This window comes from Sulfurimonas sp. (genome assembly GCF_034005705.1).
Taxonomy (GTDB): domain Bacteria; phylum Campylobacterota; class Campylobacteria; order Campylobacterales; family Sulfurimonadaceae; genus Sulfurimonas.
On sequence record NZ_JAVEUF010000003.1, the window covers coordinates 14,929 to 40,099 of the forward strand.

Below are 25,171 nucleotides of genomic sequence, written 5' to 3' on the forward strand. Positions count from 1 at the left end.
ATGCCTCCTACCAGTAGATATGTTTTTTTGTACTTATTGAGTTATAAAATTCTTCGATTACCATTTTGTCTATTTTACCATCTTTTAAAATATAAAGCTTGTATTTTAGATTCTTATCTTCTTCATCTTCAAATATATAGAACTCTTTTGGTTCATGTTCGCCTTGTTTTGTGTAGTGATCAAAGACTTTTGAAAGTATATAGTCCGTTGTGGGCATATTTAGTGATGAGATGTCATAATTATCAAGCAAAGCGTGGTAAAGAAGCTTTTTTTGCATAAGTATAATAGAAAAATATGCAGCATTTGCTCGTGATTCAGGTGTTAATTTCAGTATTGTGATTGGAACGGACAATCTGTCCACATAATCAACATTAAGACAAGCGAATCCATAAAGAGATACAAACTCTTCATCTTTTGAGTATTGTGAAAAGTTTTTAAAACCTATGGTACACGCTTCTTTATACTCTTTGTTTTGAAACAGTTCAAGCATTTCACGCTTTACATCTGCGAATAGAGCAATTGAGAAGAGTGCCGTTAATAGTAGTAGTCTCATTTAAATTTTCCTGACATGATCTCATCCAAAAGCTGTCTTGCCTGTGATGAATCCGAATGTTTTATGTATTTTTTTAGCGTCTCAACAGCTTTGTCTTTTTTACCGAGTTTTACAAGTGATTTTGAAAAGATAAGCCAGCTCGCTTCGATATTGTTGTTGATATCGTTTGTTATAAGCGAGTAGTTATATGCTTGTTCGTAATCACCCAGCTGATAATATTTTTTTGCAACAAAAAGGCTAAGTGCAGGACTATGATTGACATTAAATCTTTTGATTACATGTTTAATGTCCTCTTCGTCGTCTCTTCTTTTTATATCAATAGTGCTTGTTGTTTCTGAAGCAGATCTTTCAATCACAGGTTTTTCTACTATGGCAATGGACTCTTTTACTTCCTCAACAACGGGAAGAGCTACCTCTTCTTTTACGATTACACTATCATTTTTAGTAGGTTTTTCAACTTTTTTCTCAATGACTGGAGCAGGTTTGGCACCGGCTTCTTTTTTGTATATAGGTGCTTCAGCCTCAAGCTTTTTTATGAAGTTTAGAGACGGAGAGAGCTGAACCCTCTCTTTTGTCTCTGCGTCTTGAACCTCAGGCTCTTCTTTTTGTTTTTCATCATCATTTGCAACAACTTTATAAACTTCTTCGTTTTTCGAATCAGCTCTGCTTTTATCAACTACAGAACTCTCTTTCTCTTCATTTATATTTTGAGTTATTGGTGCAATAGGCTCTCTTATTGTCTCTTGTTTTGAACCAAAGTCATACATAATGAAAAAAGATATTGATAAAATAGCCGCACTGACACCCAATGAAATTGCCAAGTAGGGAGTATATGACTTTAGCTTATATTTTTTATGTTTTCTTTCTAGTTCGTCAACATTAAGCATTAATTAATCCTGTATGAATCGCAGCCATCTCAATGATATTTTTTGAAATCTCATTTCCTTTTATCTTTTTTGGACTGTTTTGCGCGTAATAGTGATATATGTCAAAAAGAGTATATACCAACTTATTTGTATCTCTATAGTTCCCATCTGTTAACTTGTGAATAAGATTGATTGATTTTGGCATAAACATACTTGCAGTATCCACACAATTTACTTTCATAAGCTTTTTTTGAATATATATCTTAAGTTCCATAGGAGATGCATTTTCAAGTTTTATGCTCTCCCAAATCCTTGTTTGAAAATGCTCTTTTGCTATAATGTCCTCTTTTTCTGTTTTATGAAGAGCAATTACGAATTTTACTTTTCTGGTATCCGATAAAAGCCTGATCTTCTCCATCATAGCGGTTGTGTAGAGCTGAGCTTCATCGAGCATAATTACAGGCACTACAGCCTCTATTAGTTCTCTGTTCTCTACGACTTTCATAAATTGTGTAAAGTTTAACTCGCCGTCATATCTGATACCGTAGAGGTCCTGAGCAAGTGTTTTAAAAAACTCGCTCTCATCTAAAATGGGAGTCTTGTAGAGATAAGCTTTTTGTGCAGGAGCAATATCTTCATGCAGCTTTGATAAAAACATGCTCTTTCCGGTTCCCGGTTTTCCATATAGAAGAACCATCTTCAGAGGCTTCTCTATAGAGTCTCTAAGGGACTGGTAGATAATAGAGATCTTCTCAAGCTGGATGTAATCTTTTACATTGACCGTATCTAAAAAAACATCCCTTGAGTTTTCATAGATACTTGGTTTCAATCTTCCTCTCTTGTTTCGCTTGTAGTTACTTTTATCGCCTCTTTTGCATTTATCATAATGCTCTCAGATAACCCTTCATAGCCCAGATCAGATAGTGATAGGCTATCCTCGCCTTTGCGAATGATATGAGGCTCGATAACGATAACAAGCTCTTGAGTTATCTTCTGTTTGTTCTCATACCTAAATAGATAGTTAAGTACCGGAATGTCACCTAGTATCGGAACTTTATTGATGTCGATCATATTGCTTGTATTAATAAGACCGCCAAGAATGATACGATTGCCATCTTTTACAGTAACTACAGACGAGAGTTGACGACGGCGAAGATCCGGCGGCATAGTTCTGTCTTGTCCCTCAATTGCAGATATGTCGGTCGCTGTTTCAGAGACAGAAGGGTTTATTTTTAAAGTGATCATATCATCATCAGAGATCTCAGGAGTAATATCAAGTAAGACACCTGCAAATACAGACTGAAGATCTTCACTTGTGCTTTGAGTCCCGCTCGTAGTTCCTGAAAGTGTCTCAGTGCTTATGATCTTGTAAAAATACTCGGTACCGGCAGTAATAAGTGCTGCTTGGTTATTAAGCGTTAATACTTTAGGGTTTGAAATAGAGGTTACGTCACCCTGAGTCTTAAGAAACTTTATGACCTCGTTCAGGTTTCCGCTCGCGCTTATTTTTATAAGGTGAGAGTTCTCGCTTGCTCCACCGCCAGCAATTGCGGTAGTAATCTTGTCATCCTCAAATTCAGAGATGTTCTTGTGAAACAGCTTGTCTATGCTAAGATCTATATCTTGAAGCTTATATAGCTGAGACCAGTCAACACCGGTTGTTTTGCCGTCACTTAGCGTTACAGAAAGAAGCTGAACATCTATAAGTACCTGAAGCTGTACTTTCTCTTGTAGTTTTTGAAGATATTTTTCAAGTCTATCCATCTGTTTAACTGTAGCAGTAACCGTAATAATCCCCGCATTTTTATTGATGATCGGAGGTTGTGCAAGATATACATCCTGAGGTCTGTTAAGAACCTCTTGAAGCTCTAGATCAAGCTGATGCCAGAACTGTACTTCATCTGTACTGTCTATTTTCATGCCTGATTTACCTGCGCTTCCTCCACCTATTTCCTCATTTTGAGATGTCGTAGAGGTTCCTCCCGTTTGAGAAGCGACGCCTGCGCCCTCAGAAGATAGAGTGATGTTGGTTTTAGATTCACTTTTTCTTTGTGACAAGATATAGTCTATGTTAAACATTTTTGTTTCTAAATATGAAACCTTTAAAATGTTGTTTTCAAGAGTATAAGTAAGATTATTCTCTCTTAGCACAAGATCTAAAACTTCATTTATTGTCAAGTTGTTTAGATTTGTCTTATTTAGGTTCGTATCTAAGAACTTCTGTGCATTTGGATCCGTTACTATGATACTGAATTCACATTCATCACTAAGCTGCTCTATAAAATCGATTATCTTAGTGTTTTTTGTCGAACTAATGCTAAAGAGTTCATATGAACAATCAGCTAAAGCGTTAGCCGACAATAGAAGCGTTAGAAGAGTTGAGTACATTGTTGTTTTTATAAGTTTCATGAATCTGCCCTACTTATTTTTGAATTTTAAATTTGGATTTGTGATAACGGTTGATAAAAGAAGCTCTTTGCCGCCTTGCTTTAGAGTTACAGACGTTTTGGTTATGTCCGCAACCGTATAGCTGCCGATCTTATCGCTTACTTTATACCAGTTCCCATCAATCATAGCTGACGAGTTTATTATCGCGCTTAAGACAAAACCGCTCTTTTTTGGAGTGGTATCAGCAGTAGCGCTTGCTTGTGTGGAAGCAGTGCTCTTTGTAGAAGATGCTCTTCTTGTAGGAGTTGCAGCTGTTCTGGAACCTTTTTTTACACCTTCTGCCTCAGGCTTGTTTTTCTCTAAAAAGACAAACGGACTTCCGAGTGCAGATATGTTCACACCTTTTCTTGGAGGTTTGATCGCTTCTATCTGTTCATCTACCCACTCAAGCTCGTTAGCGTACAGAGAGTTACTAAGAAGCACCGCGAGCAGTATAGTTAATATTGTTTTCATTAGTAAGTAATCCCCCATACTGAGATATCAAGAGTTGTATTTAACGCATCTTGAGCTTTTATACTAAAGTCATGCACATCTACAACAAGCTCGCTCTGCTCAAGAGAGTTCATAAACTTTACAGTGTCTAAGTAGTTGCCTTTGACATCAAGAGCAATATCCAGAACATGACCAAAAGCGGACTCGTTGTTTTCTGAGTAGCTGTTAGCAAAGTTGATTATCTTGATATTGTGCTTTTTTGCATTTATAGAAATAGAGTTTAGGTACTCTCCCCAAGCTCTTTCATCATAAATTAGTGAAGATATAGCTTCTATCTTCTCTTTTATATAGGCATTTCTCTCTTTTTGTGCTTCAAGTTCAACTTCAAGACCTTTGATCTCTTGGACCAGCATTGCAACTTTTGCCTCAGTGTTCACCTTTAGGTAAAGTTTGTCTGATTCTATTTTTGCAGTTATGTCTTGAACTTTTTTCTTTGCGCTCTCAAACTCATTCATGGATAAATCATAAAATGGGTAAGCTAAAGAGAAAAAAACAATAACTATCATAGCGTATACTACATAGACATCTTTTTGAGATTTTTCCTTAAAGAAATTATCAATTCTCTGTAAGGTCTCTTCTATCATTAATTTAAAATTCATAATAAATTCACCTTTAATTCACCAAAATATAATTTGGTTTCCTTTTCAAAAGATATTTCATCTATCTCAAAGTGGAACTTTCCTTCGTAAACTCTTGTAAGATACTTGATAAGATCTGTGATCTTCTTATCATTGCTAGATACAAGCCCAAGCTTAAGCTCTTTGATCTGGCTACTGCTTTTTTTACTCTCCTGGGCTTCAGAATAGAGTGCTGACTCAAGTCTTACGTTGTATCTGTTTAGATCTTTTGTCAGTTTATGAAGCAACTCGGCTTTCATCGGGTAGTTTACTTTAACGTCATGAATTTTAATAAGCGTATTTTTCTTATCAATATACTCCTGCTGTTCTGCAGCAAGAAGCATTGAGACCTTTGCTTTATCGGCTTCTCTGTTTTTAATTGTAGCTTCTCTTGTGATCTTGATATTGTGAACACTTCTGTATTCATCTTCTAGAAGTTTATACTGCAGTGATTGTGCATAGGTAAGCGTCCAGTATGAAGCCGGGTACAAGAAAGCAAGTACAAGTGAAGCAGCTGAGAGCATAATCGCGCGGCCGCTCTCCCTCTTTGTGAACTTCGGAGGGCGGTGGTAAGTCGTGAAGTTACACTCATATTTGTCTTTCTCAGAGAGCGTGGTATAGATATACATAAGCGAGTGCAGGTGGTCTATATGTGCCTCGCCCATCTCAAGCCCGTAGTCAAAATTAAAACTGCTGCTTTTAATGCTGAGCTCAACTTCAGCCATCTCATCAAGCTTAGTTATAGACTTAAGCTGTGTATCTATATATATACACTCAATTTTATCTATATCTAGAGCCCTTTTTACATAGGTCAAAATATCATTGATATTTGAAAAAATCTCTTTGTATAGTTTGATAACATGAGTTTTGTAAACGCTCTCAGTAGTCTTAAGGTCCTCGTTTGATAGGAAGTTTATAAAATCTTCATACTCTACCAGCTCTCCGTAAATCTCGCAGAATCTCTCATGCATCTGTATAAATGAGTAGTTTATAGACTTTGTATATATGAAGTTCTTCTCATTATATATTGTAATAAAAGTATCATTTTCTTGAAAGTATACAAAACAGTGAACCCCGCCGCTCTCAATAAGATCTTTAGAGTATAGCGACTTTAAAAGAAGAGGAGATGGCAGAATATAGTCAATATATTTTACTTTCTCTACTGCATTTTTAAATACATCATCAACGACCATCGGGTCTATTATAAAGACATGGAAGTTTCTGTTGTCCTCATCTAGGGCATTAAAAGTCTCAATATACTGTATCTGATACATAACGGCTTGATCAAGCCCTAGTTCGTCATACGCTTTATTGTAGATAGCGTCATATAGATCTTCTTCCGGAATATTCTTACTAACTGCAATATGGCTGTTTATAAAACTTTTTGTGTTTAGATATGAGATAACATATTGCTCCTTGGAGTACACAGCGGTAGTGGTTTCATTTAAAAAGTTTGAAACGGCACTTACATATGTACCTTTGTAAGGATTGATAGAAAGCACGCTGGAGAAAGAGTGTTGTTCTTTTTTACTCATTTTCATGATCCTGTATGAAATGAACTTTGGACATATGGCAAAATTCATTGTTTTTATAAAACTCAACCCTGTAAACTCTGTTGTCTACATCTATGGAGAACCTTTTGTCGAAATCCTTAAGCTTTATGCTTACACCGCTTTCGTCAACTAAACCCTCCGATGTGAAACCAATTACGTTTACACGGTAACCACTTTGTTCAATAACGTTAAAATCGTCATTTACAATAATATCTGAAGTTTTGTTTAAAGTTACTTTAACTCCGTCAACAAGAACGTCAAAGGTATCTGTACATGACTCACCAATTTTGAAATATTGCGGACTTAAGGTCACGATCCTTTTGTTGCCTACATAAGCAACGAAGTTACGACCCTCTCTCGTGATACTTCCCAGCGGGTTAGAGAACCTAAATACATTACTCTCTGATTTTATCGGAATAAAGCTTAAAGATTTTTTTGTATTAGTTAAATTAATAGAAATGTTGTCGTTAATGCTTAAATCACCGTATTCTTGAAGAAGTTTGGCTATGTTTTCTTCATCTAGCTCAAACTCTCTTTCAAAGCCGATCTCCATAATATTCATAAACTCCTCTATCGCAAGAAGGTGATAAAAGACTTTTTGTGATAAGGATGGAAGATTTTTACTGCTCTCAATTGCAAAAGCCGGCTTATTGTGAGTAACTGCATAGTAGGTAAGGGAGAGCTGCATCGCTTCATCATCGAATTTCGTATTTGTGTTTTTTACATCAAATGTATGATGATCTTCAATGAGTCTTCTGTTTATTCTATCTTTTATATCAAGGGCTATCGTGTTCAAATTGCCAAAAGGTTGCGTCTGGTTTAAGTCGCACTGATCAATTACGCACGTCTGACCCCATGCATTCGGGTTAAATATATTTCCTTTATCTGTTTTTCTGTAAAATCCGTTGCCATCATGCAGATTAAGAACCAAGGAGACATTTTTTTGTGTGATGATCTTTTTGATCTCTTCAACTATCTTCTTGTCTTTGTCACCGTTTTTTATTATGGCGAACTTTCTATTCATGTCTCCGTTGATGCCTCTGGAGTTTTTTTGAATGCTTTTTTGATTTAAATTTGGTACTATCCACAGATTTTTTGAGTTTATTTTATAGTGGGTAGCCAAGATCGACGCAGAGAAGTATCCGCCCGGTTCATCGCCGTGAATGCCTGCTATAACAAGAAGCGTGGTATCAGAATCACTGTTCTCTTTTTTGATAAGTTGAACATCCGCGTTTAAAAAATGCGGGTACAGTAGGAAGAGAAAGATAGATTTTATTAAAAGATATTTCATCTATATGCTCTTCTATTTTTCTGTTAAGATTTTGATCTTATTATCTTCGCCAAGCTCTATAACAAGTGTCTTGTCTCCGGTAAATTTAAATGTGTCGGATTTGTAAAACTCTTTAAAGTTTATTTGGTATATATTTGACGTATTTGGATACGGCAGCACATTTATGTCATTAAATATAATTGTCTTTTTTTCAACTTTTTTGAAAACTCTGGTCTTATATTTTCTAAACTCTTCTATGTTCATTCCGTCGCTTCTGACAAACTCAGGAGAGTAGAAGCTCAAATACCCCTCAATATCGTCATATATCCAGCTGTATCTCCATGAGTATAGCTGCGCTAATATTGACGAGAGAGTATCTTTTGATATGTTTTGTTTTACCTTTGCGTCATCTATTATTAAGACGGTCTTATCAATGTCTATATTTCTGTCTAAACACTCAATGCTGGAGTTGTTTATTGCTATGCAACCCCTTGTAAACTCGTCTCTATCCTCCGAAGGAAGACCGTGTATCCATATTCCGGAGCCGTTTTTGCCTCTGTATGAGTCATAAATATTCGGGTATGAGGTCACAAATGCCAAGGGTCCGTAAAACGGGTCCAGCTTGGTCTCTTTTGAGAGTTTTTGAGTTATCTGGTATATTCCTATCGGTGTTTTCAGGTCTCCCTCTCTAACTTTGTCACCCTTTAGTTTGCCTGTAAATGCGTCATAAGTTTTTCTATAGTTGAAACTTTGGTTCTCATCAAGCGAGTATAGCTCTAAGGTAGAGACAGATTTGTCGCATGCAAGGATGTTATTATATGACTCTATATAGCCGAATGTCGTATCTTTGTTCTCTACTATTTTGTCCCAATACTCTTTTTTGCTTAGCTCAAGGTCCATCTCTTTTTCGATTTGGGCGATGCCATTCAACCTATAACTTGTCAATATATCGCCTGCGTAGATATTTAGACTTAAAAATATAATCAACAGTAATTTCATGAACTATAACCAACCTCTTTTAAATATGATTTATCTTTGCTCCAGCCTTTTTTTACGACGACCTGTAAGTCTAAAAAGGCTTTTTTGCCGCTAAGGGATTCTATTTTTTCTCTGGCGTATTTGCCGATCCTCTTGATAGACTCTCCGCCTCTGCCGATGATTATCCCTTTTTGCGACTCTTTTTCTACTATTATTGTTGCGATGATCTTATCTATGTTCTTCTCTTCGTATATCTTCTCGATTGTTACATCGGATTCGTACGGGATCTCATCACTTACGTTTTGAAACACGCCCTCTCTTATAAATCCTGCATAGATGTCGCGTACAAGCTCACTGGTCAGATCTTCGGGATCATACAGATATGGAGACTCCGGGAGAAGTTTTGATATGGTCTCTAGCAGGTCTTTGTGGCCAGTTTTTTTTGGTATCGCTACAGGAATAAGTGCTTCAAAATGGTCTGAGAACTGACTGTACTGGCTTATCTTTTTAAAGAGTTTTTCTTGAGATACCTGGTCAATCTTGCTAAGAGCTATAATATGTTTTACTTTGGAGTTGTTTAGTTTTAAAAATTTCTCATAGTTTTCAATGTTGTCGGTAACGGGAGCAAGGTAGACTATTAGGTCGCAATCTCCCATCGCTTTTAGAGCTTCATCAAGCATAAACTGGTTTAATATCTTCTCTCTCTCATGAAGCCCCGGAGTATCGACAAAAATAATTTGTGTATCTTCATGCATGACAATAGCGTTTGATCTTTTTCTGGTCGCATTTGCCTTTTGGCTGACCATTGCAATATTTTCGCCCAGTAGGGAGTTCATAAGTGTGCTTTTTCCTGCATTTGGACGGCCGATCAATGAGACGAATCCCGCTTTAGTCATATTTTTTCCTATAAGATATATCTGGAGAGGTCATCGTTTTCAACGACGACATCTAATTTTTCATGCACTAGCTCTTTAGTAACAATAAACTCTTTATCTCTGTACTCGTCGGCATTAAAACTTATGTCTTCTAAGACTCTCTCAAGAACTGTATGAAGTCTTCTTGCACCGATATCTTCAGTTATTTCGTTTGCACGGTGAGCCAGTTTTGCTATTGCTCTTACGGCCTCATCTTCAAAAACAAGTCTCATGCCTTCCGTACTAAGAAGCGCCTCATACTGTCTTAGAAGCGAATTTTTTGTCTGCGTCAGTATCTGGTAAAGCGTCTCTTCAGTTAAAGATTCTAGTTCGACTCTCAGAGGGAATCTTCCCTGAAGCTCGGGTATAAGATCGCTTGGTTTGCAGAGGTGAAACGCGCCTGCTGCGATAAAGAGGATATGGTCTGTATTGATAACACCGTACTTTGTGCTCACACTGCTTCCCTCTACTATAGGAAGAAGGTCTCTTTGCACCCCCTCTTTGCTCGGGTCGTTTCTTCCCTGAGACTTTTCACTGATAGCTATCTTGTCGATCTCGTCAAGAAAGATGATCCCGCCGTCTTGGGCACGTCTGAGTGCTTCGGCGTTGATACTTGCAGAATCGATAAGCTTTGCGCTTGCTTCGCTTCTAAGTATTGATTTGGCCTCTTTAACGCTTACCTCTTTTTTATTGTCTTCTCTGTTCATTTGTGAGAATACTTTTGAGAAGGACTCTTGGACTTTTGCCATCTCGGGTGGAAGATTTGTGTCGTTAAACTCTATATGGATCTTCTCAAGCTCTATCTCTATGGTTTTATCATCCATCTCTCCTGAGAGGACTCTTTTTTCGGTAGCTTCAAGCAGCCTGTGGTAGTCATCTTTTTTGCTCTCGCTTGCACTCGCAGGAAGAGGGGGGATCAGTTTTTCAACTATCTTGTTTACAACATAGTTCTCTATCTTCTCTCTGTTCTCTTCCTCTTTTTCGGCTTTGACGATCGAGATAGATGCTACGACAAGGTCTCTTATCATAGATTCAACGTCACGTCCTACAAAACCTACCTCTGTATATTTGCTTGCTTCAACCTTTATAAAAGGGACTTTCATCATAGTTGCCAAGCGTCTTGAGATCTCGGTTTTACCTACACCCGTAGAGCCGATCATAAGGATGTTTTTGGGCATAATGTCTTTTTGAAGTTCGGGAGAGAGCTGCATTCTTCTATATCTGGTTCTAAGTGCCAATGCAATTGTTTTCTTTGCGTTGTGCTGAGAGATGACATATTTGTCCAGATATTCGACTATCTCTTTTGGCGTTAGGTTCACTTAGTTTCTCCATCTAGTGTAAGAGTTTTTATGTTGTGGTTAGTGTAGATGCACAGATCTGCAGCAATGCTCAGACTCTCACGTACAAGTGCTTCTTCGTCCATATCCGCATGTTTTTTCAGCGCACGTGCCGCTGATATTGCAAAGTTTCCGCCGCTGCCAATGGATGCTATCTCTCCGTCTTCAGGCTCAACTACATCACCGTTGCCTGTTAGGATGAAAATATGCTCATTGTTTAGAACTATCATCATCGCTTCAAGACGGCGAAGAACCTTATCTTTTCTCCACGCTTTTGAAAACTCTATGACCGATTTTAGGATATCGCCTTTTTTGGCTTCTAAAAAATCTTCAAACATATCAAAGAGGTTAAAAGCGTCAGCAGTACTTCCCGCAAAACCTGCTAAGATCTTTCCGTTGTGAAGCGTGCGTATCTTTGTTGCATTTCCTTTTAGGACGCTGTTACCGAAAGTGACCTGACCGTCACCGCCGATCACCGCCTTGTTCTTGCCCTTGTACGCAAGTATGGTAGTGGCATCAAACATTATTCGCCCTGAACATCCACATGCAGCGTTGCATGGATCGCGTGACCAAGCTTAAGGTCTAGGTCGTGCTCACCTACTGTTTTGATGGCAACTTTATCTGTAATATGCTTTTTGTCTATCTCTATATTATGCTGTTCTTGAAGCGCTTGGGCTACATCATCTTTTGTGATTGAACCAAAGAGGTGACCGTTTTGTCCAAGCTTCTTTATTATGATGATCTCAAGCTTGTCAAGTTTTTTTGCAAGCTCTTTTAACTCTGCGATCTCTTTTGCAAGATTTTCCGCAGCAATTCTCTCATCTTCGGCATGTTGAGCCAATATCTCCGGCGTGGCATGTTTGGCGAACCCTTTTTTGATTAAAAAGTTTTGACCGTAGCCGTCTTTTACCTCTTTTACTTCGCCTGCTTTGCCTAAGCTTTTTACCTCTTTTATCAGTAGAACTTTCATATTTTTCCCTATCTCTCTATTTCGCCGCCGTAAGAGACGATCCCATAAGTCAGATTTCCTATTTTTGTATATCCCATATCGCCCAGTATTCTTGCACAGTGTGCACTTCTGCTTCCGACGTGGCAGTATAGAATAATGTTCTCATCTTTGTTAAGTTTTGCATCCTCAAGAGCTGCAAAGAAACTGCTTGTAGGAACAAGCTTGTCCGCACCTTTGATGTGGCCCATCTGCCACTCCATATGTTCGCGAACGTCAACGAGTTTAAAATCTACCATCCCAAGCTCTCTTGCTTCAAGAAGAGAAGTAACTTCATCTCCGTCAAGCTCTCTTTGTTCTAAGAGAGCTTGCGCTTCTGCTTTTGTCAGACCGCGGGAGTGAGTGTGAACTGCCTCTTCCATACCCATCTCTGCCGCTTTTTTTGCAGCATATTCAGGTGTACAGTAGATTCCGCAGTGACATAGGCCATCCTCCGGGATCTCTTTTTCGATAGCAGGCTTACAAGGGCATATTCTGTCCTCTACGCTTCTTGGCTTGTCATCTACTACTTCGACCATAAAGCATGGGCAGAAACGCTTGCCGTACATCATCTTGTTTCTTGCAAGACCCATTTGTACGCCTTCGTTTACTTCCGCCTGCGGATTGTAGACCCAGCCGAACTGCTTATTTACTTTATCCGTAAAGGCAACAGTTTTTTCAAGTTCAGCTTGAAACTCAGGTGAATTTATATCTATCTTGACAATGCTCATTATGTTCCTTTAGTATTGTTATTTATTTCTTGCTTTACCGGCGATAATTCTTCTTAGCGCATTTAAGCGGATGAAGCCCTCAGCATCTTTTTGATTATAGACTTCGTCCTCTTCAAATGTTGAGTGCGCCTCCGAGTATAAAGACATGTCAGACTCTCTGCCGACCACCTCTACGTTACCTTTGTAAAGTTTTAATTTCACAGTTCCCTGCACGTACTTTTGAGTTGCATCAATAGCAGCTTGAAGCATTTCGCGCTCCGGCGTGAACCAGAAACCGTTATAGATAAGTTTTGCATAGCGAGGCATCAACTCATCTTTTAGATGTGCTTCTTCACGGTCAAGCGTGATGGACTCGATAGCACGGTGAGCTTTTAGCATGATAGTTCCGCCCGGAGTTTCATAGCACCCGCGTGCTTTCATTCCGACAAATCTGTTTTCAACTATATCAACTCTTCCTATACCGTGCTTGTTGCCATACTCATTTAGTTTTTTAAGAAGTGTAGCAGGTGACATCTCTTCTCCGTTGATGGAGATTGGGTCGCCGTTTTTGTAACCGATAGTAATATACTCTTTTTCGTCAGGAGCTTTTTCCGGAGAAGTGGTCCATAGCCACATAGACTCTTCGGGCTCGTTCATAGGATTTTCAAGATGAAGCCCCTCATACGATATATGAAGCAGGTTCGCGTCCATTGAGTATGGGCTTACAGTAGGATTGCCGTCTTTGTCCAGATGTTTGGCATCGATTTTTATTCCATGTTTTCTCGCATAAGAGAGCAGTTTTTCTCTGGAGTTCAAGTCCCACTCTCTCCAAGGTGCGATCACAGTAACGTCAGGCTTCAAACCTAAGTATCCAAGCTCAAATCTGACCTGATCGTTTCCTTTGCCGGTTGCTCCGTGAGAGACCGCATCTGCGCCCATCTTGTTTGCTATCTCAATCTGTTTTTTCGCTATGAGCGGTCTTGCTATGGAAGTGCCAAGCAGATACTCGCCTTCGTATATCGTATTTGCTCTGAACATAGGGAATACATAATCTTTTACAAACTCTTCTCTAACGTCAAGGATAAAAATATTTTCAGGCTTGATCCCGTTATCAAGTGCCTTTTGGCGTGCAGGCTCGACCTCTTCGCCCTGGCCCAGATCGGCAGTAAAAGTGATTACTTCTGCGTTATACTCCTCTTGCAGCCACTTTAAAATAACACTTGTATCCAATCCGCCTGAATACGCTAGAACAACTTTTTTAACTTCTTTTTTCATTTAAAAACCCTTGCAAGCAAAATAATTACCGCGATTTTACAACAAAAAGTATTAAAGAATGGTTAGTAGAATTATCTGTTTGGGTAACTGTGAGTTACTGCAAGGTTAATAAAGAGGAGAGAGAGTCAAAAGGGCGCGAATCACCCTTTTGAGTCAAAAAGAATTCCGGAAACTTCTTTCATTTTTGGAAGAAAGCCTACTGCTTCTTCAGCAGGGAATCTTCTTATCATCTTACTTGTCTCAGACTCAATAACAGATACGTAAAAAACATCTTGTTGGTCAACGCCAAATTTTATATTTGTTGACATCGGTGCAAGTGCTTTATTTAGTTGATCGACCAGATCCTGTACCTGCTCCTTAGAGTCAATTCTCTGAGAACTTTCTACATTTTCTCTCTGTATCTCTTTGACAACATTTGCCTGTTTCGGCTGTTCTACTGCTCTGACTTGCGTCTCTTTAACGCCTTGAGCTTCTTGCTGACCCATTTGTGACTGCTGCTGTCTTGCAACATTTGCTATGCCATCCATGACTTACTCCTTTTTCTAAGTAAAGAATATTATTAGAAACCAAATCGACACAAAAAAAAATAACTTTAGAAAAATAGGTAAAAAAAAAGATTTTTTTGTTTTTAAATTATGATAATATTCCATTTATGAATCAATATATACAACTACTAAAGTCCCAAACTGTTCTTAGAAGGCTCTCTTTTATACAGCTAATCGCATATTTTGGGGCATGGTTTAGCAACGTGGCGATCTATACTCTTCTTTTGCAGATGAAAGTCTCTGCCGAGGTCGTAGCATTTACGGCAATGCTTCATTTCCTCTCAGGAATAGTACAAGCACCATTTTCAGGCTCTATAATAGATAATATGAGACCAAAAAAGCTTATGCTGATATTAATCGCAGTTGAGATATTCGCTACGCTTTTTTTGGTTTTTGTCAATGAACTATCTGATCTGTGGCTTCTTTATACGCTTGTGTTTATTAAGATGGCGGCAGCTAGTTTTTACTTCACAACAGAGATGTCACTTTTGCCGAAACTCTTAGGAGGAGAGAAACTTCAAAAGGCAAACGAGCTTCACTCCATCATCTGGTCGCTCTCTTACACTTTGGGCATGGCTATTAGCGGTTTTGTTGTTTTTTTGCTTGGAGTAAAGATAGCCTTTATCCTTGATGCTATGATGTTTGTCGTTGCTTTTTTTCTGCTTTACAGAGTTGAGATCGAAGTGGAGTTTATAAAGAGCAAAGAGAGTCTAAAAGAGATGATGCGTGATAGTTTCAGATACTTTAAGAGAAACCCGCACGCCGTACATCTTATGCTTATGCACTCATTTGTGGGACTTACCGCTTTTGATGCGCTTGTTGCACTTATGGTAGATAAATATTATGCTTCCATTATCGCAACATCACTTGCACTTGGGCTTCTGCACGCTTCAAGAGCGGTAGGTCTTGTTATTGGGCCTGTTATTCTTGGGAACTGGATAAACAACAAAAGATTGGTAAATGTTTTTATCTTTCAGGCATTTGCCATCTGGCTATGGGCATATTTGATGGAGGATTTTTATATGTCTCTATTTGCAAGTGTGATCGTGGGGCTCTTTACTACGACTCTATGGTCCTATACATATACGCTTTTGCAAAAGAACATAGAGAAAAAATATTACGGTCGTATCGTTGCATATAACGATATGCTGTTTCTTACATCGGCTACAATTACATCTTTTATGATAGGTTTTTTGGCAACAAAAGGCTTCTCTTTGGAGTTTATAACATTTCTTATAGGCTTTGGGTTTATTGTAGGCGCAGTTTACTTTAGATGGGTTTTAAGAACCCAAAATATTAAAGAGGTAGGATAGAGAAGATGGCATCAGGAATTTTTTTACTTTTAGACGATATTGCAATGCTTGCGGATGATGTGGCGGTCGCAAGCAAGATGGCAACGCAAAAGACGGCGGCTATTCTTGGGGATGATCTGGCGGTAAACGCGCAAAAAGCTACGGGGTTTGACCAGTCAAGAGAGCTCAAAGTTATCTGGGCGATTACAAAAGGCTCTTTGAAAAACAAGGTTATCATATTGCCGGTAGCTTTTCTTCTAACTGCCTTTGCCCCTTTGCTGATTACGATAATCCTTGTTTTTGGTGCGCTTTTTCTTCTTTATGAGGGTGTAGAGAAGATAGAGGAGTACCTTTTTCATAAAAAAGAGGAAGTTAAAGATGAGGAGCTTTTAAACTCAACAAAAGAGAACATCTTGGAGATAGAAAAGGAGAAGATAAAGTCAGCCGTACTTACCGATTTTATACTCTCCATAGAGATAGTGGTTATTGCTCTTGCCGCAGTAGCAGACAAACCGTTTATGGTTCAGGTCTCCTCGACCGTTTTTGTAGCATTAATAGCCACTTTTGGAGTTTACGGGCTTGTTGCATTGATAGTAAGAATGGATAATGTAGGCTTCTGGCTTATAGAGAAAAAACAGGCAAAAAGCGGCAATTTTCTAATTGGCGCCATGCCCAAACTTATAAAAACTCTGGCATTTGTCGGAACTTTTGCGATGATCTTGGTGGGCGGGGGAATACTCTCTCATAAAATAGAGTTCTTTCACAACTTCTACATAGAGGCACTACCGGCTCTTGTTAATGATCTACTTATAGGTTTAGTCATAGGAGCAGTAGTCCTGCCTGTCGTAAATATCATCAAAAAGATGTTCAGTAAAGCTTAGAGGGCAGGTTAAACTCTTTGTAGTATATATCTATCATCCTCTTTAGCGTCTTATCGTCAAGAGTGCTTTTCTCTTTGACCCCAAATCTATTTATGTATTCTGGTGGGAGGATGGACCTCTCGGGAGCAGGCTCTTTTAGATACTCGTAAATAGCCTCTTTGATTCTTCTTTCACTGCTGTATCTGAGAGTATATTTCTTCATAATTATGTGAAATTTAAAATCTTCTCCATGACAGTTTAGACAGTTTTTATCAAACTCTGAAGCATTCAAAAAAGCACAAAAGAGGATGAAAATAGCAGCTTTTTTTACCATGAGAGAGTCACCTTTGTCCCTATGTTCGGTTTTGAGTCTATATCTATCTTCATTTGATACTCCTGTGTTATCGACTTTACAATGCTGTAACCGATCCCAAATCCTCCTTGGGATTTGTCAAACCTGATATATCGTGTAAAAATTTTCTCTAACTCCTCTTTGCTCATTCCTCTGCCCTCATCCTCTATGCTTAGGTGCGCCTCATCCAGAGTGATTCTTATTTTGGTTGACTTATTTGTATATTTAATTGCATTTGAGAGTATATTGTCTATAAGACGCTCCATCTTTTGTCTGTCTGCTGTAAAATGTACATCCTCTTTTATATCCAAGATGAACTCTATTTTTTTCATATTTGCCATATTTACAAAGTATTCCACTCTCTGAAGAACTATCTGGGAGAGATCTAGATCTATGTTTTGAAGCGATGTTTTGTGATTTAAAAGCAGATATACCAAATCTTCGTAGAGATTTGAGATGCTCATTGAAGCGATCTTTATGCGCTCCAACTTTCTTAATGTCTTTTCGTCACAGTTCGAGGAGTCTATGGTCTCTATGTTCGTAAGTATAGCCGTTATCGGGGTGTTTAGCTCATGAGTGGTATCTTTTATGAAGTTATCAAGAAGTTTTATATTCTCTCTAATTGGTTTTAAAACAAGATTTACGAGAAAAAACGAGGTAATAATTGTAATAAATACAACGATAACCGCAATATAGATCAGATCGCTAAGTATATCTATATCTTTCGTCTCCTTTTGCACTACAATATATGCAGCACCCATGTAGTAGGGTGAGAGAGGCGAGATGAGGTATGATTTTGAATTCTTTGTAAAAAAATTATCGCCTAAGTTCTTTATATCTTCATCAAGAGTGCTGAAGAGAAGATTGTTATCTATGTCGTAAATGGCGCTTTTGAAATTCTCAAATCTGGGATATTGCAGTTTTTCGCCGTTTTCTTCATGTAGGAGAGAGAGCTTCTCTTCTACTTTTGCGGCATAACTTTTTAAAATCTCCTTTTCGTCATGCATCAGCTGGTCTTGCTCATAAAAATAGTACCCTGCAAACAGAGTGATGATTAAGAGCAGCGTGGAGCTAAGGTAGAGCCCCAAGACATAGGCGATGCTTTTTCTCTCTCCGCTATACAAGTTTGTATCCGAAATTTTTGATGCTTAGTATATGCTCTTTGCCTATATTTTTACGCAGGTTTTTTATATAGGTTCTAAGACTCATATAGCTGTGGCTCTCGTTGAACTGCCAGACGTTTTCATATATTTCCTCAAAGCTGACGCACTCGTTTTTATGTTTTAAAAGCAGTTTTAGCAACAAAAACTCTTTGTGACCGAGGGGTATCTTTTCTCCCTCTTTTATAAGCTCGTTTGCGTAGAGGTTGAAATTTACGGAGTCGTTTATTTTGATAAGCTGTTGATGTGTTTTATACTCCCGCTTTAGCAGAGCGTTTATCCTAAGAAGAAGCTCTTTTAGCGCAAACGGCTTTTTTATATAGTCGTCCGCGCCGCTCTCATAGCCCAAAGATAGATCGTTTATGCCCTTTAGTGATGTTATGAAGATCGTGGGGGTAGAGATGTCTGCGCCTCTGAGCTCTTTTAAGAGCTGAAATCCGTCGATTTGCGGAACATTGACATCTAGCAAGAAGAGGTCGAACTTTTGGGCATAGACAGTTTCGAGAGCCTCATCTCCGTCATAGACGCAAACCACGTCAAATCCCTCATCTTTGAGAAACTCTTCAACGGTTTGCGATAGATTGAGATCATCTTCCAAGTATAAAATTTTCATAAAAAATTATATCCAAATCTACAAAATTTCATCTTCGCCTACGTCGTGAAAAACGATGCCTCTGTTTTCTATCTTCATGATCCTGTCGCAGTATGGAAGGATCCTCTCATCGTGAGTGACGGTAATGATCGCCACGTTCTGCTCTCTTGCGATTTTTTTGAGCATCTTAATAACGCTCACAGACCTCTCTCCATCAAGTGCGGCTGTCGGCTCATCTGCCAGAATGATCTCAGGGTTGTTTGCTAACGCCCTTGCGATGGCGACTCTTTGATTCTGTCCGCCTGAGAGCTGAGATGACATATTGTATGCCTTGTCCGCGATCTCAAGATACTCCAAGAGCTCCATCGCCTTTTTTTTCGCATCCGCTTCGCTTACTTTGTTGGCTTGCGGAAGAAGCGTAATGTTCTCTATGACATTTAAAAAAGGTATGAGGTAGTGGGCTTGAAAGATAAAACCGATCTTCTCTCTTCGTATGCGGCGGGTATCTTTTGCCATCCACCTCTCTTTATATACCATCTCTTCGCCAAGCCATATCTCTCCGCTTGTGGGCTCTAACACGCACCCTATCATCATTAGAAGTGTAGTTTTCCCCGCACCGCTTGGAGCTATGAGGGCTACTACTTCGCCTTTTTGTATCTCAAAGGATGCATTCTCTATGACTTTGACAAGGTTTTCCTCTTTGCCGAAATTCTTGATTAGGTTTTTAACTTTTATTGCGCTCTGTTCGCTCATATCATCCTCCGATCGCCGCTGCAGGGTCGGCGCTTATAACTTTTTTGACACCCACGAAAGAGGCAAGGATAGAAGCAATGATGACAACTCCAAATAGCGTCCAGGCATCAGGTATCTGAAGCACTACAAGTTTGGGAAACTTATCATAAACGAGGTGTGAGAAAATATTTCCAAAGACAAATGCAAATACTCCAAGCAAAATAGTCTCTTTTACGATCATGGAGATAATGAGTGAGTTTGGCAATCCCATAAGCTTCATAATGGCTATCTCCTTCATCTTCTCCAGTGTCATAGTGTAGATGATAAGTGCTATGATTATGGTCGAGACCACAACGAGAATGACGGTAAAGAGTCCTATCTGTTTTGAGGATTTCTCAATAAGGTTTTTGGTGAGTATCTCTTTTTGCTGTGCGGCTGTGTAGACGCTTTTATGCTGCCATTTTCGTATATCACGGGCAACTTCATTTATATTATAACCGCTCTTTACCGTCGCAACAATTGTATTTACCAGAAAAGATTCGGAGTTTTGAACTCCTCTGGCGATATTGTTCTGTATCTCTTTGTTCGAGTATAAGAACTGCAGCTCCTGCGCATCTTTAAGACTTATGTAGACAAGTGGATCGCCGCTGTTTGAGACTGTGTTGTGCGTAATACCCACAACGGTGTAAAAGTTGCGCCCGAGCTCTATTTTTTCGCCAAGCTCAAAGCCTGTTTTGTCAGTCACGACTATCTCATAGTGGTCGCTCTTTAACTCCCGCCCCTTTAACAATCTTTTTGGGTTTATGGGGTTTATGTCTCCGTAGATGTCATACCCCACAGCTACGACTCGAACGGGTTTTTCGCGGTGAGGAAGCTGGATATTTTGAAAGGTCATCGCTTCGCTTTTATCGATCCCTTGCATAACATAGATGATGTTTTTTAGGTCTTCATGTACTCTTGAAGACTCTGCAAAGGGTCCCATGGTATTTTCCTGAACTATCCACAGATCCGCGCTTATGTCATCAAGCAGTATCTCGGCTTCGACCATCATGCCGCGGTAAACTCCGATCATGATAAGAACGATACCAAGCAGCATTCCCACTCCCATGGCTGTGACTATGAACTTGCCAAGAGTGTGTTTTATATCTCTAGCGGCTAAATTTATCATCTATATATCTTCATCCCTTCACTTAGGGGTTTATTGCCGCCGTTATAGAGCAGCAATTGGCTCTCTTTGTCTAGGCCGGAAGATACGGCAGCCTCTTCGTCGTTTTGAACCAAGATAGATATCTCTTTGAAACGGGCATTGTCGCTATTTGCCACCCAGACCCCTTTTTTTCCATCTTTTGTAACTACCAGACCAAGAGGGATCTTGAGGGCGTTTTCATACTTTGCCACTTCAATCTCTACTTCAGCCTGCTCATTTATATAAAATGGAGTTGGGAGCGTCTCAAAACCTATTGCGATCTCTCTCTCAAGGGTCACAAGATCACTCACGGCAACGATTCTTTCTACGGTTCCTAATAGCTCACTATTCGGCTTTGAGCGGAGTTTTATAGAGGCTTTTTGCCCAAGCTCTATTTTGCCGGCAACTCTTTCGTCTATATTTGTTTTTACCCAGAGTGTTTTTGGGTCAACTATTTTAAATACAGGCGTTGATGGGAGTATATATTGCGCCGCTTCCGCCTCTTTGGTGATTATGTAACCGTCCACAGGCGAGTATACATTAAGCCGCGCTATCTTCTCTTCAAGAGCCTCTATGCTCTTTTTTATGCGTGACCTTTCGGACGTTGCAGAAGCAATCTGTGCTTTTGAAGCGTTGATCTGTGCATTGATATTTTCTAAGTCGCTCTTTGCTTTGTCATACTCCGCTTGCGTGGCAAAGTTTTGCTCCATAAGCTTTTTGTAGCGCTCATACGTTGTTTGTAGAAGCACTTTTTGCGCTTCAAGACTTTTCAGGGTACTTTTAGCGGCATCTACTTCATGTCTTGCTTTTTGCTCGGAGAGTTTTGCTTCATCAAGAAGCATAGGAAGCTCAACGGGATCGATGCTTAAGAGAAGAGAGCCTTTTTTTACCCACATCCCCTCATCAAAGTAGATATTTTCTATCTTCCCGCCGCTTTGCGCCGTGATGGTATATATGTTTTTGGCATCCACGTTTCCGATGCCGCGAATGGTTACATGGAGGTCTCCAAGAGTCGGTTTTATCGTCGCAAAAGTTGATTTTACAACATATACTTTGTTGTAAAAAATAGCCGCTCCAATGGCTACTAAAATAGTGATAAGAGCATATTTAATATATCTGTTCATTGAAGTTCTCCTTGTAGATACTCAAGTCTGTTTATTGTGTTGTTGATGGCAAATTTGGCTTCAAGAAGTCCAAGCTCGGCGTAGAGATGCACAGATGCGGCATCGAGGAGTTCTATGTAGGTGGATAGCCCCTCTTTGTATCTTCCCTCGACTATACTCTTGGTAGCCATTGCTGAGGCTATAAGTGCCTCTTTTGCTTTAATAGTGTGTCTGTATCTCTCCAGATCGATAAGCAGAGCGGATACTTCCTCCTCTAAAAGAAGTTTTTGCGCATTGTAGGACTCTTTTGCCATCTCTTTTGAGATCTTAGCCTGCTGTGATTGTGCGCTGATCCTTCCGCCGCTGTAAATAGGGATGTTTAGCATTACACCGACAAGCGAAGTGTCGTATTCGTTAAGAGTATCCTGATGCGTATAAGATGCAACGGCATCTATCGAGCCGTAGTTCTGGGCTTTTGATGCCTCATATAGCAGAGCATCTCTTTGTATCTCCTCTTTTGAACCTTTAAGCGAAAAGTTCTTTTCTAAAATGTTTTGGGTAAGTGTTCTTCCGTTTTGCTCTTTTGGCGGAGTGCTCTCTTTTAAAACACTCTTCTCATCTATCTCTTCTCCTGTGTAAAGAGAGAGTGAAGAGAGCGCTTTTTTTAGCTCTGAGTATGTTATGGCAAGGTCATCTTGGGCAATATAGAGAGCGCTTTGTATGCTTGATGCGTCCGCCTCCGTTTTCAATCCCTCTTTTACAAGTGCGAGGGATTGTTTGTAGAGCTCCTCTTTTGTCTGAATATCTTTTTGTCTTGCTTTTAGAGCTTTGCTCTGAAGAAGTGCCAAGTTGTAGTAGTTTTTCACGTTGTATACAAGAAGAGCTTTTGCATCTTGCAGTGTCATGTCTGCTCTGTTTTGCTCTTTTTCGTACGCTTTTACGGTTGATGCCGTTTTGTCAAAATCATATATTTTTTGATTCAGTTGCGCACTGACTTTCCAACTCTCATCTTCTATGGTATTAAACTGAGAGTTTTGCGGCATTACAAAGGTGTTGATGGGGTTATACTCCGCACTTAGGTTTATCTGCGGCAGATAGTCCGCTTTTGCGATATCTACAAAACTTTTGCTTTTTACAACACTCAAAGAGAGCCTTTTAATATCGGGATGGTTTTTTAAGGCTTTTTCAATACACGCATCAAGTGTAAGCTCTGCCGCACTTAAGGCAGAGAGAAAAAGATAAAAAGAGAGAAACAGAATTTTTTTCATAATTAAAGATACTTCTTTCTTAAAATATTTTAAATTGTAATAACTATTATAAATTAGGCATGTGAAATCAATGTGAAATACCATTCTAGCGTTCATTAAAAAGCGAATTATCAACCTTCATAGGTTACTATAACAGAAATATATTGCAAAAAGTTTAGTTTATGAAAAATATGATCTATAAATCAAGTGCCGGAGATCTCGATCTAAGTAAAATAACAAGGCTATATCCTGCCGTAGTAGTCGATTTGAACGGCGAGGTCGCAGAGATGAGTCTGGAGTGGGCAGAGCTTTACGGTGATAAGGTAAAGCTAAACTCCTATGTTCTTGTTTTTGACTTTACTCCCGCAAACGAAGAGAAAAAAAATAGAACGATTTTAGAGTTTAAGACAAAAGATGAGCTGATGTCGGCCATGCAAGAGGTGTCACAATTTTTTCAAAACTGATTTCGCGTGATACGCACAAGGTGTTCTCAATCGCAATTCCTGCGGCATTAAAGCATCTTGTAGATATTCTTCAGATCCTTGTAGATATGCTTATGATCGGGATGGTAAGCGTCTCGGCACTTGCCGCTGTGGGTATGAGCATGCAGTTCATGATGATCATCAACGTACTGATGACGCTCTATGTCGTAGGCGGAAATGCTCTGATATCTCGTTTTATAGGAGAGGGGAGAAAAAGACGCGCCTCGGCACTGCTTTACTCGCTTGCTATCTTTGCCGCGGTGCTCTCTGTTTTTGTAACTATCGGCGGTTACGCAGGGAGTGAGAGCATATACAGATTAATGGGTGCGCAAGAGGATGTCGTGGAGCAGGGCGCGCTATACTTTAAGATAATCTCTCTTGGAATAGTCGTTATATTTATAGACACGCTTCTCTACAATGCCCTCTCGGCGGCGGGAGATACGAAAAACTCTCTCTACATCAAGCTTGTCTCTACCGCAATAAACGCTTTTTTAAACTATGTCCTTATCTTCGGTCATTACGGTTTTGAGGCGATGGGAATAGAAGGAGCAGCATACGCGACCGTAATATCTTACTGTTTTAACGTCGTTGCCTACTACATCCTTATTAAAAAGCCGCACTCAAAGCTCAATATCATTCCCATTATAAGGGTAAAAGATCTTATCAGAGTTTGGCATGTAGGATGGAGTGCGGCGCTTGATCGTGGAGTCTCAAGCATGTCGTTTCTTGTTTTTGTAGCCATAATCGCCGCTTACGGAACAGAGGAGCTGGCAGGGTATCAGGTTGCTCTTCGTATAGAGGGGATAGCCTTTATGCCAGGTTTTGGCTTTGCTATAGCGGCTATGGCGCTTGTCGGGCAGAGCATTGGTGCAAAAAATGTAGATAGAGCCTACAATATGGGCGTGATAAGCGGACGCATAGCCTATATATTTATGGGAAGTGTGGGTGTTTTTCTCATACTTTTTCCTGAGTTTCTTGTTAGTTTTTTCACAAAAGATAGTGCGACAATTGCAGTGGCTTCATACTACCTTATACTGGTGGGGCTTACTCAGATACCGCTAGCCATTATGTTCGTCTATTCCGGTGCTCTACGTGGGGCTGGAGCTACAAAAACTACGCTAAAGGTCAACGTGCTATCGCTTTGGATATTTAGAGTGATACCCTCATATATAGCCTACAAAATGGGGTACGGGATCATTGCCATATTTGTGATAATGAATATTGAGACGCTTATAAAAGGGTTGATATATGTCTATATTTATCAAAAGAGGAGCTGGCTCTACACCAAGGTGTAGATGGCAGAAGGGTTATCTTCTGCCTCCGCCGCCTCTGCCGCCCATTGAACCGTTGTTCATAGAACCTCCATTTTTCATGTTAGAGCCGTCCTGCTCGCCGTTTTTGTACTGATTTTCATAACGGTATTTGTTTTTGTTCTCCTGCTTCTCTTTGTTTCTGTTTCTCTCCTGGTTCATCTCGCCCGAACCGGTCTCTTTTTGCATCTGCTGCATCTTCTGCTCATGAGCCTGAAGTGTCTCATCTGCAATGGAGAGTGTTGCAAGAACTGCGACTGCCAATAATATCTTTTTCATTTTTAATCCTTTGGTTTTTGGTACTGAAAGTAT

28 protein-coding genes are annotated in these 25,171 nt (G+C 39.5%); 4 read left to right on the forward strand and 24 right to left on the reverse strand.

The window, feature by feature from the left end; all coding sequences use genetic code 11:
- Nucleotides 1-7 precede the first annotated feature (7 nt).
- From RBR61_RS02735 to RBR61_RS02810, 16 genes are all read right to left on the reverse strand, one after another.
- The gene (locus RBR61_RS02735) at nt 8-553 is read right to left on the reverse strand and encodes a hypothetical protein (protein WP_320341975.1); all 546 of its coding nucleotides are present in this window, start codon (nt 551-553) and stop codon (nt 8-10) included.
- On the reverse strand, nt 550-1,440 hold the full coding sequence (locus RBR61_RS02740) for a CDC27 family protein (RefSeq protein WP_320341976.1): 891 nt from the start codon (nt 1,438-1,440) through the stop codon (nt 550-552). The genes RBR61_RS02735 and RBR61_RS02740 overlap by 4 nt, the downstream gene beginning before the upstream one ends.
- Nucleotides 1,433-2,248 carry an ATP-binding protein gene (locus RBR61_RS02745; RefSeq protein WP_320341977.1) on the reverse strand — a complete coding sequence of 272 codons (816 nt, stop codon included), beginning with the start codon at nt 2,246-2,248 and terminating at the stop codon, nt 1,433-1,435. Before RBR61_RS02745 ends, RBR61_RS02740 begins: the two co-directional genes overlap by 8 nt.
- A complete protein-coding gene (gene mshL / locus RBR61_RS02750; RefSeq protein ID WP_320341978.1) occupies nt 2,245-3,828 on the reverse strand; it encodes a pilus (MSHA type) biogenesis protein MshL in 1,584 nt (527 codons plus the stop codon). Before mshL ends, RBR61_RS02745 begins: the two co-directional genes overlap by 4 nt.
- 9 nt (nt 3,829-3,837) lie before the next feature.
- Nucleotides 3,838-4,320, reverse strand: a complete 483-nt coding sequence (locus RBR61_RS02755) for a hypothetical protein (protein WP_320341979.1) — start codon at nt 4,318-4,320, stop codon at nt 3,838-3,840.
- Nucleotides 4,320-4,958: a type 4a pilus biogenesis protein PilO gene (gene pilO / locus RBR61_RS02760; RefSeq protein WP_320341980.1), complete on the reverse strand. Its 639-nt coding sequence runs from the start codon at nt 4,956-4,958 to the stop codon at nt 4,320-4,322. The genes RBR61_RS02755 and pilO overlap by 1 nt, the downstream gene beginning before the upstream one ends.
- The gene (locus RBR61_RS02765; protein ID WP_320341981.1) at nt 4,955-6,511 is read right to left on the reverse strand and encodes a hypothetical protein; all 1,557 of its coding nucleotides are present in this window, start codon (nt 6,509-6,511) and stop codon (nt 4,955-4,957) included. Before RBR61_RS02765 ends, pilO begins: the two co-directional genes overlap by 4 nt.
- A complete protein-coding gene (locus RBR61_RS02770; RefSeq protein WP_320341982.1) occupies nt 6,504-7,820 on the reverse strand; it encodes a M99 family carboxypeptidase catalytic domain-containing protein in 1,317 nt (438 codons plus the stop codon). The genes RBR61_RS02765 and RBR61_RS02770 overlap by 8 nt, the downstream gene beginning before the upstream one ends.
- A gap of 12 nt (nt 7,821-7,832) precedes the next feature.
- Nucleotides 7,833-8,798 carry a L,D-transpeptidase family protein gene (locus RBR61_RS02775; protein WP_320341983.1) on the reverse strand — a complete coding sequence of 322 codons (966 nt, stop codon included), beginning with the start codon at nt 8,796-8,798 and terminating at the stop codon, nt 7,833-7,835.
- Entirely contained in the window at nt 8,795-9,673 is an 879-nt protein-coding gene (era, locus tag RBR61_RS02780) for a GTPase Era (protein ID WP_320341984.1), read from the reverse strand. The genes RBR61_RS02775 and era overlap by 4 nt, the downstream gene beginning before the upstream one ends.
- Nucleotides 9,674-9,681: 8 nt before the next feature.
- Nucleotides 9,682-11,010 (reverse strand): HslU--HslV peptidase ATPase subunit, encoded by a 1,329-nt coding sequence (gene hslU, locus RBR61_RS02785; protein ID WP_320341985.1) that lies wholly within the window; start codon nt 11,008-11,010, stop codon nt 9,682-9,684.
- On the reverse strand, nt 11,007-11,552 hold the full coding sequence (gene hslV / locus RBR61_RS02790; protein ID WP_320341986.1) for an ATP-dependent protease subunit HslV: 546 nt from the start codon (nt 11,550-11,552) through the stop codon (nt 11,007-11,009). The genes hslU and hslV overlap by 4 nt, the downstream gene beginning before the upstream one ends.
- A complete protein-coding gene (gene rplI, locus RBR61_RS02795; RefSeq protein WP_320341987.1) occupies nt 11,552-11,998 on the reverse strand; it encodes a 50S ribosomal protein L9 in 447 nt (148 codons plus the stop codon). Before rplI ends, hslV begins: the two co-directional genes overlap by 1 nt.
- Before the next feature lie 8 nt (nt 11,999-12,006).
- Nucleotides 12,007-12,744, reverse strand: coding sequence for a ferredoxin-thioredoxin reductase catalytic domain-containing protein (locus tag RBR61_RS02800; RefSeq protein ID WP_320341988.1), 738 nt, complete (start codon nt 12,742-12,744; stop codon nt 12,007-12,009).
- Nucleotides 12,745-12,762: 18 nt separating this feature from the next.
- On the reverse strand, nt 12,763-13,998 hold the full coding sequence (locus RBR61_RS02805) for an argininosuccinate synthase (protein WP_320341989.1): 1,236 nt from the start codon (nt 13,996-13,998) through the stop codon (nt 12,763-12,765).
- Between the two features lie 140 nt (nt 13,999-14,138).
- Nucleotides 14,139-14,525 carry a flagellar protein FlaG gene (locus RBR61_RS02810; protein WP_320341990.1) on the reverse strand — a complete coding sequence of 129 codons (387 nt, stop codon included), beginning with the start codon at nt 14,523-14,525 and terminating at the stop codon, nt 14,139-14,141.
- Nucleotides 14,526-14,650: 125 nt separating this feature from the next.
- On the opposite strand from RBR61_RS02810, the gene RBR61_RS02815 reads away from it, so the two are divergent.
- Together RBR61_RS02815 and RBR61_RS02820 are read left to right on the forward strand one after the other, a co-directional pair.
- Nucleotides 14,651-15,856: an MFS transporter gene (locus RBR61_RS02815; protein ID WP_320341991.1), complete on the forward strand. Its 1,206-nt coding sequence runs from the start codon at nt 14,651-14,653 to the stop codon at nt 15,854-15,856.
- 5 nt (nt 15,857-15,861) lie between these two features.
- The gene (locus RBR61_RS02820) at nt 15,862-16,716 is read left to right on the forward strand and encodes a DUF808 domain-containing protein (RefSeq protein WP_320341992.1); all 855 of its coding nucleotides are present in this window, start codon (nt 15,862-15,864) and stop codon (nt 16,714-16,716) included.
- On the opposite strand, the gene RBR61_RS02825 is transcribed toward RBR61_RS02820, so the two are convergent.
- From RBR61_RS02825 to RBR61_RS02855, 7 genes are read right to left on the reverse strand one after another with little or no spacing between them, the layout of a single operon-like run.
- Nucleotides 16,703-17,029 (reverse strand): hypothetical protein, encoded by a 327-nt coding sequence (locus tag RBR61_RS02825; protein ID WP_320341993.1) that lies wholly within the window; start codon nt 17,027-17,029, stop codon nt 16,703-16,705. The two genes, RBR61_RS02820 and RBR61_RS02825, sit on opposite strands and share 14 nt — an antisense overlap.
- Entirely contained in the window at nt 17,023-18,171 is a 1,149-nt protein-coding gene (locus tag RBR61_RS02830; RefSeq protein WP_320341994.1) for a HAMP domain-containing sensor histidine kinase, read from the reverse strand. The genes RBR61_RS02825 and RBR61_RS02830 overlap by 7 nt, the downstream gene beginning before the upstream one ends.
- Nucleotides 18,164-18,820 carry a response regulator transcription factor gene (locus tag RBR61_RS02835; protein WP_320341995.1) on the reverse strand — a complete coding sequence of 219 codons (657 nt, stop codon included), beginning with the start codon at nt 18,818-18,820 and terminating at the stop codon, nt 18,164-18,166. Before RBR61_RS02835 ends, RBR61_RS02830 begins: the two co-directional genes overlap by 8 nt.
- An 18-nt stretch (nt 18,821-18,838) precedes the next feature.
- On the reverse strand, nt 18,839-19,552 hold the full coding sequence (locus RBR61_RS02840) for an ABC transporter ATP-binding protein (protein WP_320341996.1): 714 nt from the start codon (nt 19,550-19,552) through the stop codon (nt 18,839-18,841).
- A 1-nt stretch (nt 19,553) separates the two neighbouring features.
- A complete protein-coding gene (locus RBR61_RS02845; protein ID WP_320341997.1) occupies nt 19,554-20,699 on the reverse strand; it encodes an ABC transporter permease in 1,146 nt (381 codons plus the stop codon).
- Nucleotides 20,696-21,841, reverse strand: a complete 1,146-nt coding sequence (locus RBR61_RS02850; protein WP_320341998.1) for an efflux RND transporter periplasmic adaptor subunit — start codon at nt 21,839-21,841, stop codon at nt 20,696-20,698. Before RBR61_RS02850 ends, RBR61_RS02845 begins: the two co-directional genes overlap by 4 nt.
- The gene (locus RBR61_RS02855; RefSeq protein WP_320341999.1) at nt 21,838-23,088 is read right to left on the reverse strand and encodes a TolC family protein; all 1,251 of its coding nucleotides are present in this window, start codon (nt 23,086-23,088) and stop codon (nt 21,838-21,840) included. The genes RBR61_RS02850 and RBR61_RS02855 overlap by 4 nt, the downstream gene beginning before the upstream one ends.
- A gap of 161 nt (nt 23,089-23,249) precedes the next feature.
- Between RBR61_RS02855 and RBR61_RS02860 the strand changes: the two genes are divergently transcribed.
- On the forward strand, nt 23,250-23,531 hold the full coding sequence (locus RBR61_RS02860; RefSeq protein WP_320342000.1) for a hypothetical protein: 282 nt from the start codon (nt 23,250-23,252) through the stop codon (nt 23,529-23,531).
- Between the two features lie 20 nt (nt 23,532-23,551).
- On the forward strand, nt 23,552-24,844 hold the full coding sequence (locus RBR61_RS02865) for an MATE family efflux transporter (RefSeq protein WP_320342001.1): 1,293 nt from the start codon (nt 23,552-23,554) through the stop codon (nt 24,842-24,844).
- A gap of 12 nt (nt 24,845-24,856) precedes the next feature.
- Here RBR61_RS02865 and RBR61_RS02870 read toward each other — a convergent pair whose 3' ends face one another.
- Nucleotides 24,857-25,138, reverse strand: coding sequence for a hypothetical protein (locus RBR61_RS02870; protein WP_320342002.1), 282 nt, complete (start codon nt 25,136-25,138; stop codon nt 24,857-24,859).
- Between the last annotated feature and the right edge of the window lie 33 nt (nt 25,139-25,171).

Bases quoted from the DNA above. Each gene is read 5' to 3' on its own strand.
- RBR61_RS02855 (WP_320341999.1), bottom strand. From the start codon at position 23,088: ATGAAAAAAATTCTGTTTCTCTCTTTTTATCTTTTTCTCTCTGCCTTA.
- RBR61_RS02740 (WP_320341976.1), bottom strand. From the start codon at position 1,440: ATGCTTAATGTTGACGAACTAGAAAGAAAACATAAAAAATATAAGCTA.
- RBR61_RS02770 (WP_320341982.1), bottom strand. From the start codon at position 7,820: ATGAAATATCTTTTAATAAAATCTATCTTTCTCTTCCTACTGTACCCG.
- RBR61_RS02845 (WP_320341997.1), bottom strand. From the start codon at position 20,699: ATGATAAATTTAGCCGCTAGAGATATAAAACACACTCTTGGCAAGTTC.
- RBR61_RS02815 (WP_320341991.1), top strand. From the start codon at position 14,651: ATGAATCAATATATACAACTACTAAAGTCCCAAACTGTTCTTAGAAGG.
- RBR61_RS02735 (WP_320341975.1), bottom strand. From the start codon at position 553: ATGAGACTACTACTATTAACGGCACTCTTCTCAATTGCTCTATTCGCA.
- rplI (WP_320341987.1), bottom strand. From the start codon at position 11,998: ATGAAAGTTCTACTGATAAAAGAGGTAAAAAGCTTAGGCAAAGCAGGC.
- mshL (WP_320341978.1), bottom strand. From the start codon at position 3,828: ATGAAACTTATAAAAACAACAATGTACTCAACTCTTCTAACGCTTCTA.
- RBR61_RS02835 (WP_320341995.1), bottom strand. From the start codon at position 18,820: ATGAAAATTTTATACTTGGAAGATGATCTCAATCTATCGCAAACCGTT.
- RBR61_RS02825 (WP_320341993.1), bottom strand. From the start codon at position 17,029: ATGGTAAAAAAAGCTGCTATTTTCATCCTCTTTTGTGCTTTTTTGAAT.
- RBR61_RS02755 (WP_320341979.1), bottom strand. From the start codon at position 4,320: ATGAAAACAATATTAACTATACTGCTCGCGGTGCTTCTTAGTAACTCT.
- hslV (WP_320341986.1), bottom strand. From the start codon at position 11,552: ATGTTTGATGCCACTACCATACTTGCGTACAAGGGCAAGAACAAGGCG.
- RBR61_RS02850 (WP_320341998.1), bottom strand. From the start codon at position 21,841: ATGAACAGATATATTAAATATGCTCTTATCACTATTTTAGTAGCCATT.
- pilO (WP_320341980.1), bottom strand. From the start codon at position 4,958: ATGAATTTTAAATTAATGATAGAAGAGACCTTACAGAGAATTGATAAT.
- RBR61_RS02840 (WP_320341996.1), bottom strand. From the start codon at position 19,552: ATGAGCGAACAGAGCGCAATAAAAGTTAAAAACCTAATCAAGAATTTC.
- RBR61_RS02820 (WP_320341992.1), top strand. From the start codon at position 15,862: ATGGCATCAGGAATTTTTTTACTTTTAGACGATATTGCAATGCTTGCG.
- RBR61_RS02860 (WP_320342000.1), top strand. From the start codon at position 23,250: ATGAAAAATATGATCTATAAATCAAGTGCCGGAGATCTCGATCTAAGT.
- era (WP_320341984.1), bottom strand. From the start codon at position 9,673: ATGACTAAAGCGGGATTCGTCTCATTGATCGGCCGTCCAAATGCAGGA.
- RBR61_RS02775 (WP_320341983.1), bottom strand. From the start codon at position 8,798: ATGAAATTACTGTTGATTATATTTTTAAGTCTAAATATCTACGCAGGC.
- RBR61_RS02800 (WP_320341988.1), bottom strand. From the start codon at position 12,744: ATGAGCATTGTCAAGATAGATATAAATTCACCTGAGTTTCAAGCTGAA.
- RBR61_RS02810 (WP_320341990.1), bottom strand. From the start codon at position 14,525: ATGGATGGCATAGCAAATGTTGCAAGACAGCAGCAGTCACAAATGGGT.
- RBR61_RS02805 (WP_320341989.1), bottom strand. From the start codon at position 13,998: ATGAAAAAAGAAGTTAAAAAAGTTGTTCTAGCGTATTCAGGCGGATTG.
- RBR61_RS02870 (WP_320342002.1), bottom strand. From the start codon at position 25,138: ATGAAAAAGATATTATTGGCAGTCGCAGTTCTTGCAACACTCTCCATT.
- RBR61_RS02765 (WP_320341981.1), bottom strand. From the start codon at position 6,511: ATGAGTAAAAAAGAACAACACTCTTTCTCCAGCGTGCTTTCTATCAAT.